The sequence below is a fragment of the Streptomyces sp. TRD_SC_5 genome, from assembly GCF_056836825.1.
Window position 1 is genome coordinate 3,954,696 of sequence record NZ_JBWZZS010000001.1, and the last position, 15,657, is coordinate 3,970,352.

The window sequence follows — 15,657 nt, forward strand, 5'->3', positions numbered from 1 at the left end:
CTCAGTAGACGAGGGACCGGACGTCGTCCGCCATGATCTCGCTGACGAAGACCTGGGCGCCCGCGATCCGTACGCCCTCGATCACGTCCTTCTCGGTGATCTCGCGGCGCGCCGCGCACTGCGTGCACAGCGTGATCTGTCCGGCCGCCGTGATCGACTCGATCAGGTCCGGCAGCGGCGCCGCGTGCGGCAGCTCGAACTCCGCCGCGCGCCCCGGCAGCGCGAACCACGCGGACTCGCCGGTCAGCCAGAGCGAGACCTCCACCCCACTGGCGACGGCCACCGCCGCCACCGTGAACGCCTGCGAACACCGCTCGGGGGCGTCGGCCCCGGCGGTCACCTTGATCACGAGCTTCTTCGCCATGACCGAACTGTAATCCGAAGCCGTACAACCGCCGCCGCCCCTCACTGGTCTGTACTGCGCCGCAGGTGATGGAACCTGCGCTTCAGGTCTCGTGGGGGGACCCCTTGGAAGCTCAGCAAAACGTTCCTGACCAGCAGGAACCAGAAGAATCGACCGCGTCGGCGGAGGGCCGACCCGCGCGTCCCGCCCGCCCTCGCGGCCGTACGACCCTGATCATCGCCGCCGCCGCGGTGCTCGGCATCGTCGCCGGAACGGCCGTCGGATACACTGTCCAGGCCGAGCGTCCGCCGACGCCGCTGCCCGCGCTGGCGCAGACCGGTCTGGCGTACCCGGCTAAGTCGCTGCCCAAGGGCAAGGAACCCGAGCCGCTGTCCGCGAAGGACGACCGCCGGGTCAAGACGGACGGCGACCTGCGCAAGCTCCTCCTGGCGAAGCCGGCGGGGGCCCGTGACACGCGCATGGTGGGGCTGGACGACGGCTGGGTGGGCCTCGCCGAGTACGCCCTCGACTTCGACGAAGAGGACTACATGTTCGAGTCGCTGGTCGGGGAGGAGTTCCGCCGGGTCGCGGGCGTCGCCTGGGACCAGGGTGAGAACCGGCAGACGAGCATCCGCCTCGTTCAGTTCCACTCGAGTCCGTTGGCGGGCGCCGTCGAACACGCCGAGGGCCAGCAGTCGTACATGCCGTACGACACGGACGGCGCGGGCAACGAGGGCGACCCCGTCAAGGGCAGCGGCAACGGCCGGTACTACCTCTACAAGCCGGAGCGGGAGGCCGGGTACCTGCCGTCGTACCGGGCCAGGGCCATCTTCCAGCGCGGCGACGTCATGGCCGACATCAACATCTTCGACACCGAGCCGATCAGCAAGGGCGACATCCGCGCGCTGGCCGAGCGGCAGCTGGAGCGCCTGTGAACAAGACGCCTCTGAACAACAATGTGACGCGCCGGCTGCTCGGCACGGCGCTTCCCGCCCTCCTGGTGCTCGGCGCCGTCGGGGGCGGACTTGCGTACACCCGGCACACCGTCGACGGGGCGGACCGGACCGCTCCCGTCGTCGAATGGGAGGACACCGACACCGGTGAAGAACCGGGCAAGGACCCGGCGGGGAACGCCAACAAGGGCCAGGACTCGACGGAGCTCAGCAAGCTGCTGCTTCCGGTGCCCGACGATTACCGGCTCGGACCGGACATCTCGGAGTACGGCAATGACGCCGAGCTCAGCGGCGCGCAGGCCGAGGCACTCCTCAAGGAGCAGGGGCGCGGGGTGTCCGGCAAGAGCCGCCGGGACTACGAGAAGCGGATCGAGCGGCTGGGGGTCCGGGGCATCGCCGTGCGTTCGTACGCCTCCTCGGACCTGAACGACCTCGTCGTGGACGTGCAGATCATCCGGATGGAGAACAAGAAGCAGATCCGTGATCTGTTCACGGTCCAGACGGAACTGGCGGGTCTCTTCGACACGCGCAAGGGCCCGAAGATCAAGGGCCACAAGAAGGCCGCCTGCTTCATGACGCCCCCCGCCATCGCGGTCGGCGGCGCCAGGACAGAGCTCGACGGGATGACCTGTCTGGCGTACGACGACGAGCTGCTGGTGAGTGTCAGCTCCTCCGGCGCCAAGCCCTTCGACAAGTCCGCAGTCGCCCGTCTCGTGAAGGACCAGCTGGACCACGTCGTGTCCCCCGGGGAGTACATATGACCGAGCAGCTCACACCGCCGGCGACGCCGGACGAGGCCTCCGGCCCGCTCCCGCCCGCCGAAGCGCCTGTCGTTCCCCGGCCGCCCCGCAGGGTTCTACGGGCCGTCGCCCGCTGGAGCGCGGCCGTGCTGGTCTGCGGCGGGCTCGGCGCCGGCACCGCGTTCGGTGTCGTGGCGATGGAGCGTACCGACGTACCCGGACTGGCGACCGAGCACGACGGTCGCTGGGACTATCCGGAACTCTCGCTGCCCGCGCTGCCGGCCGGCTCTCCGCGCCCCTTCAGCGAGGGCAACAACGGGGAGATTCACCACGCCGACCTGCGCGAGCTGATGCTGAGCGCCCCGGCGGGAGCGAAGCCCGACAAGAAGCTGACCGGTGAGTGGGTCGGCGACGGCGAGTACGCCTCCGTGTACGAGAAGGACGAGCGCTCCCGCATCCGGCAGGCGCTCAGCGACTCCGCCGTACGGCACATCGCCGCGCGCGGCTGGACCATGCCTGACGGCACCGCGTCCCGGATCTATCTGCTCCGCTTCAACTCGGTCGCGTACGCGGAGCGCTTCAAGGACGACGTGATCGACGTCGGGCTGGAGGGCGGCGCCCCCTTGACCGGTGCGCCCGTCGTCGCGCTGGACGACAAGTGGACCGGTCTGCGTGAGGTGCCGAGCGTCACGGCGTATGTGTACGTGGAGAAGAAGCCGTACGACGCACGTCAGGTCAGGCAGGCGTACATCCAGGCCGGTGACACGCTGGCACTGGTCACGCACTCCGGAAAGGGCAGCGCCGCGCAGGTGCCCTTCTTCCAGTCCGTGATCCTCCAGGGCCAGCTGCTCGGCTGAAGCCCCCGGACGGCCGTGCCTGCCCCCGCCGACTAAGCTGGGGCCCGGCCCCGTACTGCCCACCGCTCATGCAAGGAGCAACCCCGTGCTGACGATTTTCTTCGAAGCCCTGCTGGTTCTGGTCTGCGTCGGCGTTCTCGCCTTCACCGGTCTGGCCGTGAAGAAGCTCTACCAGGGTCAGCGCTAACCCACCCTGCCACCCCTCCCCTCACAGATCGCCTGAGCAGCTCATGATCGAGATCCCGTCCGACCTCCACCCCGACCTTGTCCCCCTCGTCTTCCTCCTCGGTAACTGGGAGGGTGCGGGTGTCTTCGACTTCCCCGGTGACGAGAAGGCCAACTTCGGCCAGGAAGTCACCTTCACCCACGACGGCCGGGACTTCCTCGAGTACGTCTCGCACACATGGGTGCTCGACAACGAGGGCAAGAAGGTCCGGCCGCTGGAGAGCGAGTCCGGCTACTGGCGCGTCGACAAGGACCGCAAGGTCGAGGTCGTCATGATCCGCGACCAGGGCGTCGTCGAGATCTGGTACGGCGAGCTGGCCGACCAGAAGCCGCAGATCGACCTGGTGACGGACGCGGTGGCGCGTACGGCCGCCTCGGGGCCCTACACCGGCGGCAAGCGTCTCTACGGCTACGTGAAGAGCGACCTGATGTGGGTCGGCGAGAAGGCCACCCCGGACGTCGAGCTCCGCCCCTACATGTCGGCGCACCTGAAGAAGGTCGTCGACCCGAGCGAGTGGGCGAAGGACCTCAAGGACCTGCCCGACGACGGCATCGCGTTCTTCAAGTAAGCCTTCAAGTAGGCGGACACCACGTTGGTTGCTCGCCGCGCTGCCTACACTGGGCACGTGGTGAGCACCGACTGGAAAAGCGACCTGCGGCAGCGCGGCTATCGGCTGACGCCCCAGCGTCAGCTTGTCCTGGAAGCCGTGGACGCCCTGGAACACGCGACGCCCGACGACATCCTCGTCGAGGTGCGCAGGACCGCGTCCGGCGTGAACATCTCCACGGTGTACCGGACCCTGGAGCTCCTGGAGGAGCTGGGTCTGGTCAGTCACGCGCACCTGGGGCACGGGGCCCCGACGTACCACCTGGCGGACCGCCACCACCACATCCACCTGGTCTGCCGCGACTGTACGAACGTGATCGAGGCCGACATCGCGATCGCCGCCGACTTCACGGCCAAGCTGCGCGAGACGTTCGGGTTCGAGACGGACATGAAGCACTTCGCGATCTTCGGGCGCTGCAAGAAGTGCGCGGCTGAGGCTTCAGCGGAGGCTTCAACCACCGAGACGTAGGCTGGGTCACATGCTGCGACACTCACCGACCAGCCCCTTGCTCTCCCTGCCCGGCGCCGTCCTCGCCGAAGGGCGCGACGAAGGCGTCGCCGCGCACTACGGAGACCTGTTCCGCGAGCAGCGCGCGCTCGCCGACGGCACCGGCTTCGTCGATCTCTCGCACCGCGGGGTCGTCACGGTCACCGGCGACGACCGGCTGGCCTGGCTGCACCTCCTGCTCACGCAGCACGTCAGCGATCTTCCGGCCGGCCGGGCCACCGAGGCGCTGATCCTCACCGCGCACGGCCATGTCGAGCACGCGATGTACCTGGTCGACGACGGCGAGACGGTGTGGATGCACGTCGAGCCGGGTACGCAAAGCGATCTCATCGCGTACCTGGAGTCGATGAAGTTCTTCTACCGGGTGGAGACGGCTGATCGGACGGAGGACTTCGCGGTCGTCCACCTCCCGGCCGGTTCGATCGCCTCCGTACCGGAGGGTGTGGCCGTACGGGAGACCTCGCACGGCCGTGATCTCTTCCTGCCGCGCGGTCAGCTGGAGGCGTACGCCGAGGCCCATGGTCCGGCGGCCGGCATCCTGGCGTACGAGGCCCTGCGCGTCGAAGCGCACCGGCCGCGCCTCGGCTTCGAGACCGACCACCGCACCATCCCGCACGAGCTGGGCTGGATCGGCAGCGCCGTACACCTCCAGAAGGGCTGCTACCGGGGCCAGGAGACGGTCGCCCGCGTGCAGAACCTGGGGAAGCCGCCGCGGCGGCTCGTCTTCCTGCACCTGGACGGCAGCGATGTCCTGCTGCCCGGGCCGGGTACGCCGGTGCGGCTGGCGGCGGACGGCGAGGAGGGACGTCAGCTGGGGTTCGTCACGACGTCGGCCCGCCACCACGAGCTGGGGCCGATCGCGCTCGCGCTGGTCAAGCGCAATGTGCCCCTGGACGCCCAGCTGCTGGCGGGGAACACGGCGGCGGCGCAGGAAGTCGTCGTAGAGCCGTAGGGAGCCGTAGGGCTTGGATCGCCCTCAGACCTCGATCAGGACCGTGAACGGGCCGTCGTTCGTGAGCGAGACCCTCATCTCCGCTCCGAAGCGGCCCGTCTCCACGTGCGCGCCCAGCGCGCGGAGCTGCGCCACGACCTCCTCCACCAGCGGTTCGGCGACCTCGCCGGGGGCCGCGGCGTTCCAGGTGGGGCGGCGGCCCTTGCGGGCGTCCCCGTAGAGAGTGAACTGTGAAATGACCAGAAGTGGCGCATTCACATCGGAGCAGGACTTCTCGCCCGCAAGGATCCGAACCGACCACAGCTTCCGGGCGAGCTGTGCGGCCTTGTCCGTTGTGTCCTCGTGGGTGACTCCCACCAGCACACACAGCCCTTCGCTCACGATTTCGCCGACCGTTTGACCGGCCACGACGACGCTCGCGCCGTCGACCCTCTGCACCACTGCTCGCATGCGGCCCAATCTATCCGGGGCTGAACGGGGGTAGAGAGCCTGCGTAGCCGCCTCCAGGAGTGGCACGATGCACGGAGGCGGTGCGCGCCCCGCACCGGTCGAGGGGACGGAACACATCCATGAGCACACCTGGCGCCGGGCAGCCGCCCGGGCCCGTACCAATGCCAATGATCCAGCTGACGTCTTCCGCTTCCGCCGCACGACCACCGGCGCAGCGGACCGGCGAGGCCGCGAATCGGCAGCAGAAGACCGATCTCGGTGTGCTGCGGCTGCCGGAACTGCGCGGGCTGCGCCGTGACTCGCAGCGGGACGAGGCCGACCTGAGCTATGTGCGGCGTCTGCTGCACGGGCGGATCGACATTCTGCGGGCCGAGCTGGCGCGGCGTACGGGGCCGGACTCCCCTGTCGTCGAACGGCTCTCGGAGATCCTCGCGGACGCTCCTTCGCGCCACCGCTCCTCCGCCCGGCACGTGACGATGTCCACGCCGCACAGCGAGGAGTTCCGGCTGCTGGCCGCCGAGATGCTGGCCGAGGTCGAGCTCTCGGACCTGGCGGCCCGTACGGACGACGAGCTGCACGCGGCGATGGGGCGGCTGGTGCGTTACGAACAGCAGGTCTCGCGGCGCCGGCAGCTTCTGCAGCGTACGGCGGACGATTGCAGTGCGGAGATTGCCCGCAGGTACCGTGATGGGGAAGCGCAAGTAGACGACCTGCTGACCTGAGGCCACGATCCGATCCGGCCTTGCGGGAGCCTGGTCCCGTTCCCGTCCCCGGAAGGTCGAGATGTCCTCCAGCACCGCCCCCGCTGCCGCCATATCCCCGGTCCTCGCGGAAGTCGTCCGTTCCGGCTTCGTCGAGGGCCATCACCGGGGTTCGCTGGTCGTGCTGGCGGCGGACGGCAGTGTGGAGCTGGCGGTCGGGGACCCGTACGCCGCGGTCTTCCCGCGCTCCAGCAACAAGCCGATGCAGGCCGCGGCGATTCTGCGGGCCGGACTCGACCTGTCGGGGGAGCGGCTGGCGCTGGCGGCCGCGAGCCACTCGGGGGAGCGGTTCCAGCTCGATCTCGTACGGAAGATGCTGGCGGACGCCGGACTGACGGAGGCGGACCTCCAGACTCCGCCCGACCTGCCGCTGGACCCGGTGGAGGCGGAGTCGTACCTGGCGGCGGGCGGGGTGCGGGAGCGGCTGACCATGAACTGCTCGGGCAAGCACGCGGCGATGCTGGCGGTCTGCGGACTGAACGGCTGGGACGCGGCCTCCTACCTGGACCCCGCTCATCCGTTGCAGCAGCTGGTGCTGCGGGTGGTCGAGGAGACGAGCGGTGAGCGTGTCGCGGCGGTGGGCACGGACGGGTGCGGCGCGCCGCTGATGGGGATCAGCCTGGTCGGGCTCGCCACGGCTTTCCGCAGCTTCGTGCTCGCCGAGCCGGGGTCGGCGGAGCGACGCGTCGCGGACGCGATGCGCGCACACCCCGAGTACGTCGCGGGTACGCGCCGCCCCGACACGTGGCTGATGCGCGAGGTGCCGGGCACGCTGTCCAAGATGGGCGCCGAGGCGGTCCAGGCGGTGGCCCTGCCGGACGGCCGCGCCCTCGCGTTCAAGGTCGACGACGGCGCCACGCGTGCCCTGGGGCCGGTACTGGCGCGGGCGCTGCGGCGCCTCGGCGTGGACGGGCCGGTGGTGGACCGGATCGGGCGGGCGCCGCTGATGGGCGGGCCGTCGGAGGTCGGGGAGATACGCGCGACGTTCTGAGGGCGAGGCTCTGAGGGCGAGGTTCTGAGGGAAAATCGGGCGACAGGCGGTGTTCGGTGTGCCTAGCGTGGGCGCATGAGTGTCGACGTCCGTACGGTCACCGAGTCCGAGTTTCCCGACTGGCTGCGCGCCCTCGCCACCGGTTTCCTCCGGCCTCCCGTCGTCCCGCGGGACGAGGCCGCGGAGCGCCTGCCGCACATGGGACTGCCGCGCATGCAGGGCGCGTTCGACGAAGGGCGCTGCGTCGCGACGTACCGCTCCTTCGCGCAGGAGCTCACCGTGCCGGGCGGCGCGCGGCTGCCGGCCAGTGCCGTGTCGAACGTGACCGTCTCGCCGACGCACCGCCGCCGCGGGCTGCTCAGCACGATGATGGACGCGGACCTCGCGGCGGCGAAGGAGCGCGGGGACGTGCTGTCGACGCTGATCGCCGCCGAGTATCCGATCTACGGGCGGTACGGGTTCGGGCCCGCCGCGTCGGTCACCGAGTGGGAGGTCGACGTACCCCGCGCCGGGCTCGACGCGCGCTGGGCCGGGCCCGACGACGGGGGCCGGGTCGATCTGGCCGACGGGGCCGACGTACGCAAGATCGGGCCCGAACTGCATGAGCGCTTCCGTGCGGCGCAGCACGGTGCGATCGACCGCAACGAGCGCTGGTGGCAGCTCCACACGGGGCAGGTGGTGATGTCGTTCGAGCCCTGGACCGAGCCCTTTTACGCCGTCTACCGGTCGGGACGCGGCGAGGTGGAAGGGCTGCTCGTCTACCAGGCCGACGAGAAGTGGGGCGACGCCAAGCAGCCGCTGAACACGGCGACCGTACGCGACATGATCGCGGTGTCGCCGGCGGCGGAGCGCGCGCTGTGGCACTTCGTCTGCGCGGTCGACTGGATCACGACCGTACGGTCCGGATACCGCGCCGGCGACGATCTGCTTCCCCTCCTGCTCCCGGATCCCCGGGCTGCCAGGATCGTCACCCAGGCGGATTACCTGTGGGTGCGGCTGCTGGACGTCGTACGGGCCCTGGAGGCTCGTACGTATGCGGTGCCCGCCTCGCTCGTACTGGAGGTGCACGATGCGGCAGGGCTGGCCGGCGGGCGGTTCCGGCTGGATGCGTCGGCCGACGGGGCCGCGTGTGCCCCTTCGGCCGAGTCGCCCGATCTGACGCTGGATGTACGGGAGTTGGGGGCGCTGTACCTGGGCGACGAGTCCGCGGTGCGGCTCGTGGCGCTCGGTCGGGTCGCGGAGGAGTCGGCGGGCGCCGCCGCCATTGCCGACGCCCTGTTCCGTACGTCCAGGCGACCGTGGTGCCCGGACATCTTCTGATCCTGCTCTGATCTGATCCTGCTCTGTCCTCGGTCTCAGCCGAAGGTGGGCCGGAGCAGCAGCACGAGGACGACGGCGCCGATGCTCAGGCATGCCGTGCTCTTGGCCTTGACGCCGATGGACAGCAGTGCGACGGCCACCAGGCCCATGGCGCCGAACTGCCATTGGATGATCTCTTCGACGGTGAAGAAGAGTGCTGCGAGGAGGATGGCGACGAGCGGCATAGCGGTCCCTCCCTGGGATGTGTCCCACTTGGCGGCTGATCGGCCAACTCCGGGTGGCGGCATGCGTACTCTCGCCACGTTGTTCAAGTTGGTGACCAACTCTTACTGAGTTGTCCCCTACTTGGGCCGGGAGGTAACCATTCCGCTGACAACTCACCTGAGGTGGCGGGCAGTTGGGCCGATTTGCGCGTCAGGCCGCAGGTCCGGTCACCTGCATGGCGATGACCAGAGCTCCCACGCCCGCGCAGGCGGGGCTTCTGGCCTTGACGCCGATGGCGATGAGCAGCAGCCCCACGGCGACGCATGCGCCGTACTGCCATTCGGCGAACTTCTCGAACCCGACGACGACAACGGCGGCGAGCAGCAGGAGCGCGGGCATGGTGGTCCCTCCTTCAGGGGGCGGCGGGGATGTGCGCGGTGGCCTCACCAAGTTTCTCTAGTTGGCAACCAACTACACTGAATTTGTGCCCACTTGGTCGCGATCCATAAACAACTGGCCAACAACTACCGCTAGATGGCAAGAAGTTGTAGCGTCGAGTTGTGACCCAGGAGAACGCGGCAGTGAACGGTAGGAAGCTCTCGTACAGAGAAGTCGCGGATGCCCTTCGTGACCGCATCCGCGCAGGTGACCTCAAGGCCGGGGACCACATGCCGACCCAGTCGCGGCTGGCCGTCGAGTTCGGCGTCGAGCGCGGCACGGTCCGCCAGGCCCTGCGGGTCCTCCAGGACGAGGGCCTGCTCACCGGTGTCACGCGGGGCGCGCCGGCTCGTATCGCCGACGCGTCGCCCGCACTGCCGGGGCCCCCCGAGCAGGCCCAGCCGACGATGGCCAGCCTCGGACCGCGCGTCACGACGGCCTTCGCGTCCCCCCATGTCCGCATCGACGCGCTCAGCCTGACGTCGGAGTCCCTGACGATCGCGCTGGGCGAACCGCTGCGGCTGGTCCACGCGGGCCGCATCACGCCCGAGACGATCGAGGCCCGCATCCTGCTGCCCAGCCGGGACATCGCGCTGGCCTTCCCCACGGCGGTCGAGGACCCGTCGGACGACGGCCCCGTCCACTCGCGCTGGCTGACGCAGCGCAACTCCCAGGGGCAGGTGCTGCGGCACAACCTGCTGGCCCTGCGGCGCTCGCACGGGATCGATGTGCGGGTCACCTTCCGGGCGCTGCCTTTCACGCCGCCGGTGAAGCTGTATCTCCTGAACGACTCCGAGGCCCTGTTCGGGTACTACATGATCACGAAGCGGGAGGAGGAGATCGACGACGTGACAACGGAGATGTACGACACGCTCGGCCTCAAGTCACTGCTCTTCTCGTTCAGCTCGGGCGAAGGGCCGCAGAGCGCCGAATTCGTGGAACAGTCGCAGAAGTGGTTCGACGCACTCTGGAACACCATCACGTCGGACCTGACACTCTCCTAGTGACTTCTGACGCGACTCAAATCGAACAGGCGGCATCGGTGATCGAGAAACTGCGGAATTTGATCACAGGTGCGGAATGCGTGCTCTTCGACTTCGACGGCCCCATCTGCCGGCTCTTCGCCGGCCACCGGACGCACCAGATCGTGGAGAACCTGGTCGACTGGGTCGAGAAACGTGGTCTGCACGTGCTGCTGACGGAGAAGGAGCTCTCCTCGAAGGACCCGCAGGACATCCTGAAGGCGGTGGCCCGGGTCCGCCCCGGCAGCGGGCTGGTGGAGGCCCTCGAAGAGCAGCTCACCCGCGAGGAACTCCGCGCCACCGCCACGGCCCGGCCCACCCCCTACGCCGACCCGCTGATCCGCACCTGGAGCGCGGTCGGCAGCCGCCTGGCGATCACCACGAACAATTCCCCGCTGGCGGCGGAGCAGTACCTCACCGGCCGGGGCCTCGCCGGCTGCTTCGCCCCGCACATCTACGGCCGTACGACCGACCTGAACCGCCTCAAGCCGGACCCGGACTGCCTGAACCGCGCGCTGGAGGCGTTGGGCGCGGGCCCCGCTGCGGCCCTGATGATCGGGGACACCCCGGCGGATCTGGTCGCGGCGCGGCGTGCGGGTGTGAGGTTCCTCGGCTACGGACGTGACGCGTGGCGCCGGGGGCGCCTCGAGGAGGCCGGTGCGGCGGTGGTCGTCGAGAACCTGGAGCAGGTCCTGGACCAAGTGCGGGGGCTCGGTCAGGCCTGACCGTCAGCAGTACGAAGACGACGGCACCCAGGGCGGTGCTCAGCACCTGGCTGTGCATTCGGACGGCGCTACACGTTCGGCCCTCCCCACGTCACTCACAGGGCCTAAGGTGGCTCAACTCGTCGCCCCACAGGCAAACTTCGCCGCTACTCTGTGCGCATCTTCATCAATCGTCCCGCGCGAGTATCCGGCAACGGCCCGAGCCTCGCCGAACGGGTTCTTGCGGCCGGGCCCCCGGCGCATGCCGTCGTGAGGACGTGGCAGGACGAAGCCCAGGTCCTCGGCGCTGTCGAGAAGGTGCTGCCCTGCGTGTCCGCCGGTGGGCACGGCCGGCTGCAAGCCGTGCCGCTGTCGCCGCTGTCGCCGCTGTCCAGGACCTGTGAGAACGGCAAGCCGGTCGACTCCCGGATGATCCAGTCGCTGGTCGGGCTCCTCGCCCGATTGACCGTACTGCGCCGCGAGGACCTGCCCAGACTGCCGCCGGAGTGGCCGCGTGAGGGGCACAGCCGGTCCTTCCTCCGTACACTCGCCCGGCTTACCGATCAGCAGGTCCTCCAGCCCAATCGGGCCGAATTCGGTGGGCTGCTCGCGGCGCTCGGCATCCCGGAGAACGCGATGGAGGCGTTCGCCGCGCGGCTGCCTCCCATGGTCGGCCGCCCTTTCAGCCTGCTTCACGCCGATCTGCGCCGCGACAGGGTGATGATCGCGTCGCAGGGCGTGGCCCCGCCCGTCATCCACCGCGACTGGAGGCCGGCCACCTACGGGGACCCGCTGCACGACCTGGCCACCCACCTGGTGCGGATGCGGTACCCGGACCGCCAACGGCAGGAGGTCGAGCGGGCCTGGTACCGGGCAATGCTCCGGGTCAGACCCGCAGCGGCCAAGGGCCTGGAATCCGACCTGCGCCACTATCTGGATTTCGAGAACGCCCGGGCCGTCTGTCCGGACGTCATGCGCGCGGCGCGGTCGCTGGGGCGCGGCAGGCAGCCGTGGGGGCTGGAAGCGGCCACGCTGGAGGTTCGGCGTGCGCTTGTGGCGGCGAGCGAGCCGCTGGGACTGGCCGAAGTGCCGTGCACGGCCGAGATCGAGGGAATCCTCTACCGCTGGCACGCGGCGCACGGTGTCCCGGCGGAGGAGGTTGCGCGTACTGTCCCTGTCGCCTCCTGGGTGGCGGACCGGCGGTGCCCCGAGAATCCGCTGTTTCCCGGCCACGCGGTGACGGAGGCACTGGCGGCAGAGGGAGCCGCGCCTGCTGAGCGGGTGTTCAAAGGAACGGGGCACCTCAACACCGTCGTAGACGTCCCGAGTGTCCGCTCGACGGTCGTGGTACGCCGCAGACTGAGCGCGGGGAGTCGCAGAGAGCCGCGCTTCCTCGACGAGCACGTAGTGCTGAACGCCCTTGAGGGTCTGCGAGACGCCGTACGGGCGCCGAGAGTCCTCGCGATGGGAGCGGGGCTGCTGTACGACTCGGACTGGTTCGCCGTGCACTCGTACGAAGGGCCCCCCGGAGCCGTCCGGCCCCCGGATCATCCGGTTCACGGTCTGATGCCGCAGGAAGCGGACCATTTGGTCGACCAGCTCAGCGCCCTCGTGGGTGTGGATGTCACCGCCCTCGACCCGACTGTCGGGGACGGCGGCTTCTACCCCTGGCTGAGCGAACGTCTTGTGGAGATGGTCGGCGCGCTTCCCAAGGAATCCCTGCAACTGGCCAGAGCCCTCGGCCTGCCCGGCGCGCAACGGCTGAAGGAGATCCTGGACCGGCACGGTGTCACACCGCGTGCCCCTGTCCTGCTGCACGGTGATCTCAACCCCTGGAATCTGATCAGGGGCGAAGCGGCCGGAGAAATGGTCCTCGTCGACTGGGAGATGGCGATGGTGGGCGATCCGCTGTACGACCTGGTGCGTCATCTGCACCTGACACCGCACCGGCCCGAGATCAGACGGCGGATGCTCGACCGGTGGAGCAGCGCGCTGGGCGAGCGGGGCCAGGCGTACGTCAACGGCTGGGAGAAGGACGTACAGATCTACCGCTGGATCGAGAACGTCCGCTCGGCGTACGTCGACCTGGACCGTCTGGTGACGGGCGCTGGCCTGGAGGCCCCCAACGTACGACGGGCCGTCGAGTCCTACGCGATGACGCTGCAGGCCGCCACGGCTTCACTCGGCCTTCGTGCTCCGCAGGTGAAGACCCCTTACCCCGCCCGGGCCCTTCCGCGGGTCGGCGTCGCGTACTGACTGACCGGCCCTATGCCGTCCGGCGCCTGAACAGTGCCTCCGACAGGACGACTGCCGACGTCAGAATTCCCGCGCACCACGCCAGCGCGATCCATGGCGTGTTTCCCACCGGCTCGTTCATGAGCAGCCCGCGAAGGGATTCGATGACCGGGGTGATGGGCTGGTGGTCGGCAAAGCCGTGGAGCCAGGCGGGCATCGTCTCGGTGCGGACGAAGGCGCTGCTCGGATAGGGGAGGAAAGAGACGAAGAAGGTGAACCCGCCGGCCGCCTCGGGGGACTTGGCGAGCAGGCCCACGGCTGCCGACAGCCAGGAGAGCGCGGTGATGTAGGCGAGGAGGACGGCTGCCGCGATGAGCCAGGCGGTGGGCGCGCCCGAGGGGCGGAAGCCGATCGCGAGGGCGACGCCGAGGACCAGGGTGGTCGAGACGAGGTTACGCGCCACCTCCGGCGTTTGAGGGCCGGGGCCTGGGGTGGAGCCGCAGTTGCAGGAAGGGGCGCGGGTAAGGGAAGAGCCCGCAGGCCCCCCGTCGGCCCGGGCCACTCAGCCCGCGCCACTCAGCCTCGCGCCGCTCAGTCCCCCGCGCCGCTCAGTCCCCCGCGCCACTCAGCCCCTCGGGCCACTCAGCCCTCAGTCCCCGCCACCGTAAGCACCGCCTTGCCCGGCACCGTCCGTGCCTCGATCGCCGCATGCGCCTGCGCCGCCCGCGCCAGTGGGAACGTCGCCGCGATCACCGGGCGCAGGCGGCCCGCCGCCGCCTCGGCCAGCGCCTTCGCCGACAGTCGCGTGATGTCCGCCGCCCCGAACTGGACCTCCGCGATCCCGCGCAAAGTGATCCCGCGCCGACCGGCCTCGCCCGCGTCGATCGCCGCGAAGCCGCCGCTGGACGCGCCGTGCGCCGAGACGCGGCCGCCATCGGCCGCCAATGCGAAGGCGGCCAGGCCGAGTTCGCCACCCACGCCGTCCAGCAGTACGTCCGCCCCGTTGCCCCGGAGCGCCTCCCGGGCCCGCTCGGTCCAGCCCGCCTCGGAGTAGTCGACGACCGCGTCGGCGCCCAGTTCCCGTACGAGATCCAGCTTCCGCTTGCCGCGCGCCGCCCCGACGACGTGCGCCCCGGCCGCATGCGCCATCTGCACCAGCAGCGTCCCCATACCGCCCGAAGCGCCCAGGATCAGTACCCGCTCGCCGGGCCGGATGCCGACCCCCTCGGCGATACCGGTGCCGGTGACGCCGTCGTGCGCGAGCGCGGCCGCCTCGCGCAGGCCTACGCCGTCCGGAACCGGGACCAGGCGGTCGACCGGGGTGACGACCAGTTCGGCGTACGTCCCGACAGTGCCCGGGCCCGCCACCACCCGGCGGCCGGTCCACGCCGCGTCCACGCCCTCGCCCACCGCCAGCACCGTTCCGGCCGCCGCACCGCCAGGAACGTACGGCGGCTCGATGCCGAACTGCACCCCCCAGCCGCCCCGGATCTGCGTCTCGACGTAGATCGTGTCGGCCACGGCGACTCGCACGACCACCTCACCGGGACCGGCCACCGGATCCGGCAGCTCGGTCTCCACCAGTACCTCCGGTCCGCCGAACTCCCTCACCTGAATCGCACGCAAGACGCTCACTCCCCACTCGGTCGGTGTCTGCCGGTGAGTCTGTGACCTCAAGTTCTGTTGAGGTCAAGCGCGTACGCTTCGTCCTCATGAGTGGTTTGCGCGAGCGAAAGAAGCAGCGGACGTACCGGGTGGTCTCCGATGCCGCGATCGCCCTCTTCCTGGAGAAGGGCTTCGACAAGGTCTCCGTCGCCGAGGTGGCGGCCGCGGCCGAGATCTCCAAGCCGACGCTCTTCCGCTACTTCCCGGCGAAGGAGGACCTCGCGCTGCACCGTTTCGCCGACCACGAGGACGAGGCGGCCCTGGTGGTCGCCGCCGGGCGCGCGGAAAGGCTCGCGCCGCTGGACGCCCTGCACCGCCACTTCCTGGCCGGCCTCGACCGCCGCGACCCCGTGACCGGGCTCAGCGACGACGCCGACGTGCTCGCCTTCCACCGGCTGCTGTACGGGACACCGAGCCTCGTGGCGCGGCTCCATGCGTACGTGAAGCGTTCCGAGGAGGCGCTCGCCACCGCCCTCGACGGGCCGGACGCCCCTCTCGCTTCGCGGCTCGCGGCCGGGCAGATCGTGGCCGTACAGCGGATCCTCGCCGAGGAGAACTGGCGTCGGATCGAGGCGGGGGAGAGCGCGGACGAGGTCCTTCCGGGGGCAGCGGCAGCAGCGGACCTGGCCTTCGAGCAGCTGCGGACCGGGCTGCGTGCAGGTCTGTAAGACTTGGTCAAATT

At 69.9% G+C, this 15,657-nt stretch carries 18 protein-coding genes and 1 pseudogene; 13 read left to right on the forward strand and 6 right to left on the reverse strand.

Annotated elements, in window-relative coordinates; translation table 11 throughout:
* Position 1 precedes the first annotated feature (1 nt).
* Entirely contained in the window at positions 2-364 is a 363-nt protein-coding gene (locus AC1P0E_RS18425) for a DsrE family protein (RefSeq protein ID WP_482743249.1), read from the reverse strand.
* Between the two features lie 104 nt (positions 365-468).
* On the opposite strand from AC1P0E_RS18425, the gene AC1P0E_RS18430 reads away from it, so the two are divergent.
* From AC1P0E_RS18430 to ygfZ, 6 genes are all read left to right on the forward strand, one after another.
* Positions 469-1,278 carry a hypothetical protein gene (locus tag AC1P0E_RS18430; RefSeq protein ID WP_482743250.1) on the forward strand — a complete coding sequence of 270 codons (810 nt, stop codon included), beginning with the start codon at positions 469-471 and terminating at the stop codon, positions 1,276-1,278.
* Positions 1,275-2,057, forward strand: coding sequence for a hypothetical protein (locus AC1P0E_RS18435; protein WP_482743251.1), 783 nt, complete (start codon positions 1,275-1,277; stop codon positions 2,055-2,057). Before AC1P0E_RS18430 ends, AC1P0E_RS18435 begins: the two co-directional genes overlap by 4 nt.
* Positions 2,054-2,893 (forward strand): hypothetical protein, encoded by an 840-nt coding sequence (locus AC1P0E_RS18440; protein WP_482743252.1) that lies wholly within the window; start codon positions 2,054-2,056, stop codon positions 2,891-2,893. Before AC1P0E_RS18435 ends, AC1P0E_RS18440 begins: the two co-directional genes overlap by 4 nt.
* Positions 2,894-3,123: 230 nt before the next feature.
* On the forward strand, positions 3,124-3,687 hold the full coding sequence (locus tag AC1P0E_RS18445; protein ID WP_482743253.1) for a heme-binding beta-barrel domain-containing protein: 564 nt from the start codon (positions 3,124-3,126) through the stop codon (positions 3,685-3,687).
* A 57-nt stretch (positions 3,688-3,744) separates the two neighbouring features.
* Complete coding sequence (locus tag AC1P0E_RS18450) at positions 3,745-4,194, forward strand: Fur family transcriptional regulator (protein ID WP_482743254.1); 450 nt, start codon at positions 3,745-3,747, stop codon at positions 4,192-4,194.
* Between the two features lie 10 nt (positions 4,195-4,204).
* The gene (gene ygfZ, locus AC1P0E_RS18455; protein WP_482743255.1) at positions 4,205-5,185 is read left to right on the forward strand and encodes a CAF17-like 4Fe-4S cluster assembly/insertion protein YgfZ; all 981 of its coding nucleotides are present in this window, start codon (positions 4,205-4,207) and stop codon (positions 5,183-5,185) included.
* 24 nt (positions 5,186-5,209) lie between these two features.
* Here the strand turns inward: ygfZ and dtd are convergent, their stop codons facing one another.
* On the reverse strand, positions 5,210-5,635 hold the full coding sequence (dtd, locus tag AC1P0E_RS18460) for a D-aminoacyl-tRNA deacylase (RefSeq protein ID WP_482743256.1): 426 nt from the start codon (positions 5,633-5,635) through the stop codon (positions 5,210-5,212).
* Positions 5,636-5,754: 119 nt separating this feature from the next.
* Between dtd and AC1P0E_RS18465 the strand changes: the two genes are divergently transcribed.
* From AC1P0E_RS18465 to AC1P0E_RS18475, 3 genes are all read left to right on the forward strand, one after another.
* Positions 5,755-6,357, forward strand: coding sequence for an RsiG family protein (locus AC1P0E_RS18465; protein WP_482743257.1), 603 nt, complete (start codon positions 5,755-5,757; stop codon positions 6,355-6,357).
* A 61-nt stretch (positions 6,358-6,418) separates the two neighbouring features.
* A complete protein-coding gene (locus AC1P0E_RS18470; protein ID WP_482743258.1) occupies positions 6,419-7,387 on the forward strand; it encodes an asparaginase in 969 nt (322 codons plus the stop codon).
* A 75-nt stretch (positions 7,388-7,462) separates the two neighbouring features.
* Positions 7,463-8,707 carry a GNAT family N-acetyltransferase gene (locus AC1P0E_RS18475; protein ID WP_482743259.1) on the forward strand — a complete coding sequence of 415 codons (1,245 nt, stop codon included), beginning with the start codon at positions 7,463-7,465 and terminating at the stop codon, positions 8,705-8,707.
* Positions 8,708-8,742: 35 nt separating this feature from the next.
* Here AC1P0E_RS18475 and AC1P0E_RS18480 read toward each other — a convergent pair whose 3' ends face one another.
* Positions 8,743-8,931, reverse strand: coding sequence for a hypothetical protein (locus tag AC1P0E_RS18480; RefSeq protein WP_482743260.1), 189 nt, complete (start codon positions 8,929-8,931; stop codon positions 8,743-8,745).
* Between the two features lie 190 nt (positions 8,932-9,121).
* Positions 9,122-9,310, reverse strand: coding sequence for a hypothetical protein (locus AC1P0E_RS18485; protein ID WP_482743261.1), 189 nt, complete (start codon positions 9,308-9,310; stop codon positions 9,122-9,124).
* A gap of 182 nt (positions 9,311-9,492) precedes the next feature.
* Here AC1P0E_RS18485 and AC1P0E_RS18490 point away from each other — a divergent pair, with 182 nt between their 5' ends.
* The 3 genes from AC1P0E_RS18490 to AC1P0E_RS18500 all read left to right on the forward strand — a co-directional run bounded on the left by AC1P0E_RS18490 (position 9,493) and on the right by AC1P0E_RS18500 (position 13,331).
* Entirely contained in the window at positions 9,493-10,353 is an 861-nt protein-coding gene (locus tag AC1P0E_RS18490) for a winged helix-turn-helix domain-containing protein (RefSeq protein WP_482743262.1), read from the forward strand.
* Positions 10,353-11,096 carry an HAD family hydrolase gene (locus AC1P0E_RS18495; RefSeq protein ID WP_482743263.1) on the forward strand — a complete coding sequence of 248 codons (744 nt, stop codon included), beginning with the start codon at positions 10,353-10,355 and terminating at the stop codon, positions 11,094-11,096. The genes AC1P0E_RS18490 and AC1P0E_RS18495 overlap by 1 nt, the downstream gene beginning before the upstream one ends.
* A 249-nt stretch (positions 11,097-11,345) precedes the next feature.
* The gene (locus AC1P0E_RS18500) at positions 11,346-13,331 is read left to right on the forward strand and encodes a phosphotransferase (RefSeq protein ID WP_482743264.1); all 1,986 of its coding nucleotides are present in this window, start codon (positions 11,346-11,348) and stop codon (positions 13,329-13,331) included.
* Positions 13,332-13,341: 10 nt separating this feature from the next.
* Here AC1P0E_RS18500 and AC1P0E_RS18505 read toward each other — a convergent pair.
* Together AC1P0E_RS18505 and AC1P0E_RS18510 are read right to left on the reverse strand one after the other, a co-directional pair.
* A pseudogene (locus tag AC1P0E_RS18505) lies at positions 13,342-13,770 on the reverse strand (ABC transporter permease); the annotation flags it as partial.
* Between the two features lie 182 nt (positions 13,771-13,952).
* Positions 13,953-14,945 carry a zinc-binding dehydrogenase gene (locus tag AC1P0E_RS18510; protein ID WP_482743265.1) on the reverse strand — a complete coding sequence of 331 codons (993 nt, stop codon included), beginning with the start codon at positions 14,943-14,945 and terminating at the stop codon, positions 13,953-13,955.
* Positions 14,946-15,022: 77 nt separating this feature from the next.
* Here AC1P0E_RS18510 and AC1P0E_RS18515 point away from each other — a divergent pair, with 77 nt between their 5' ends.
* Complete coding sequence (locus tag AC1P0E_RS18515) at positions 15,023-15,643, forward strand: TetR/AcrR family transcriptional regulator (RefSeq protein ID WP_482743266.1); 621 nt, start codon at positions 15,023-15,025, stop codon at positions 15,641-15,643.
* Positions 15,644-15,657 lie beyond the last annotated feature (14 nt).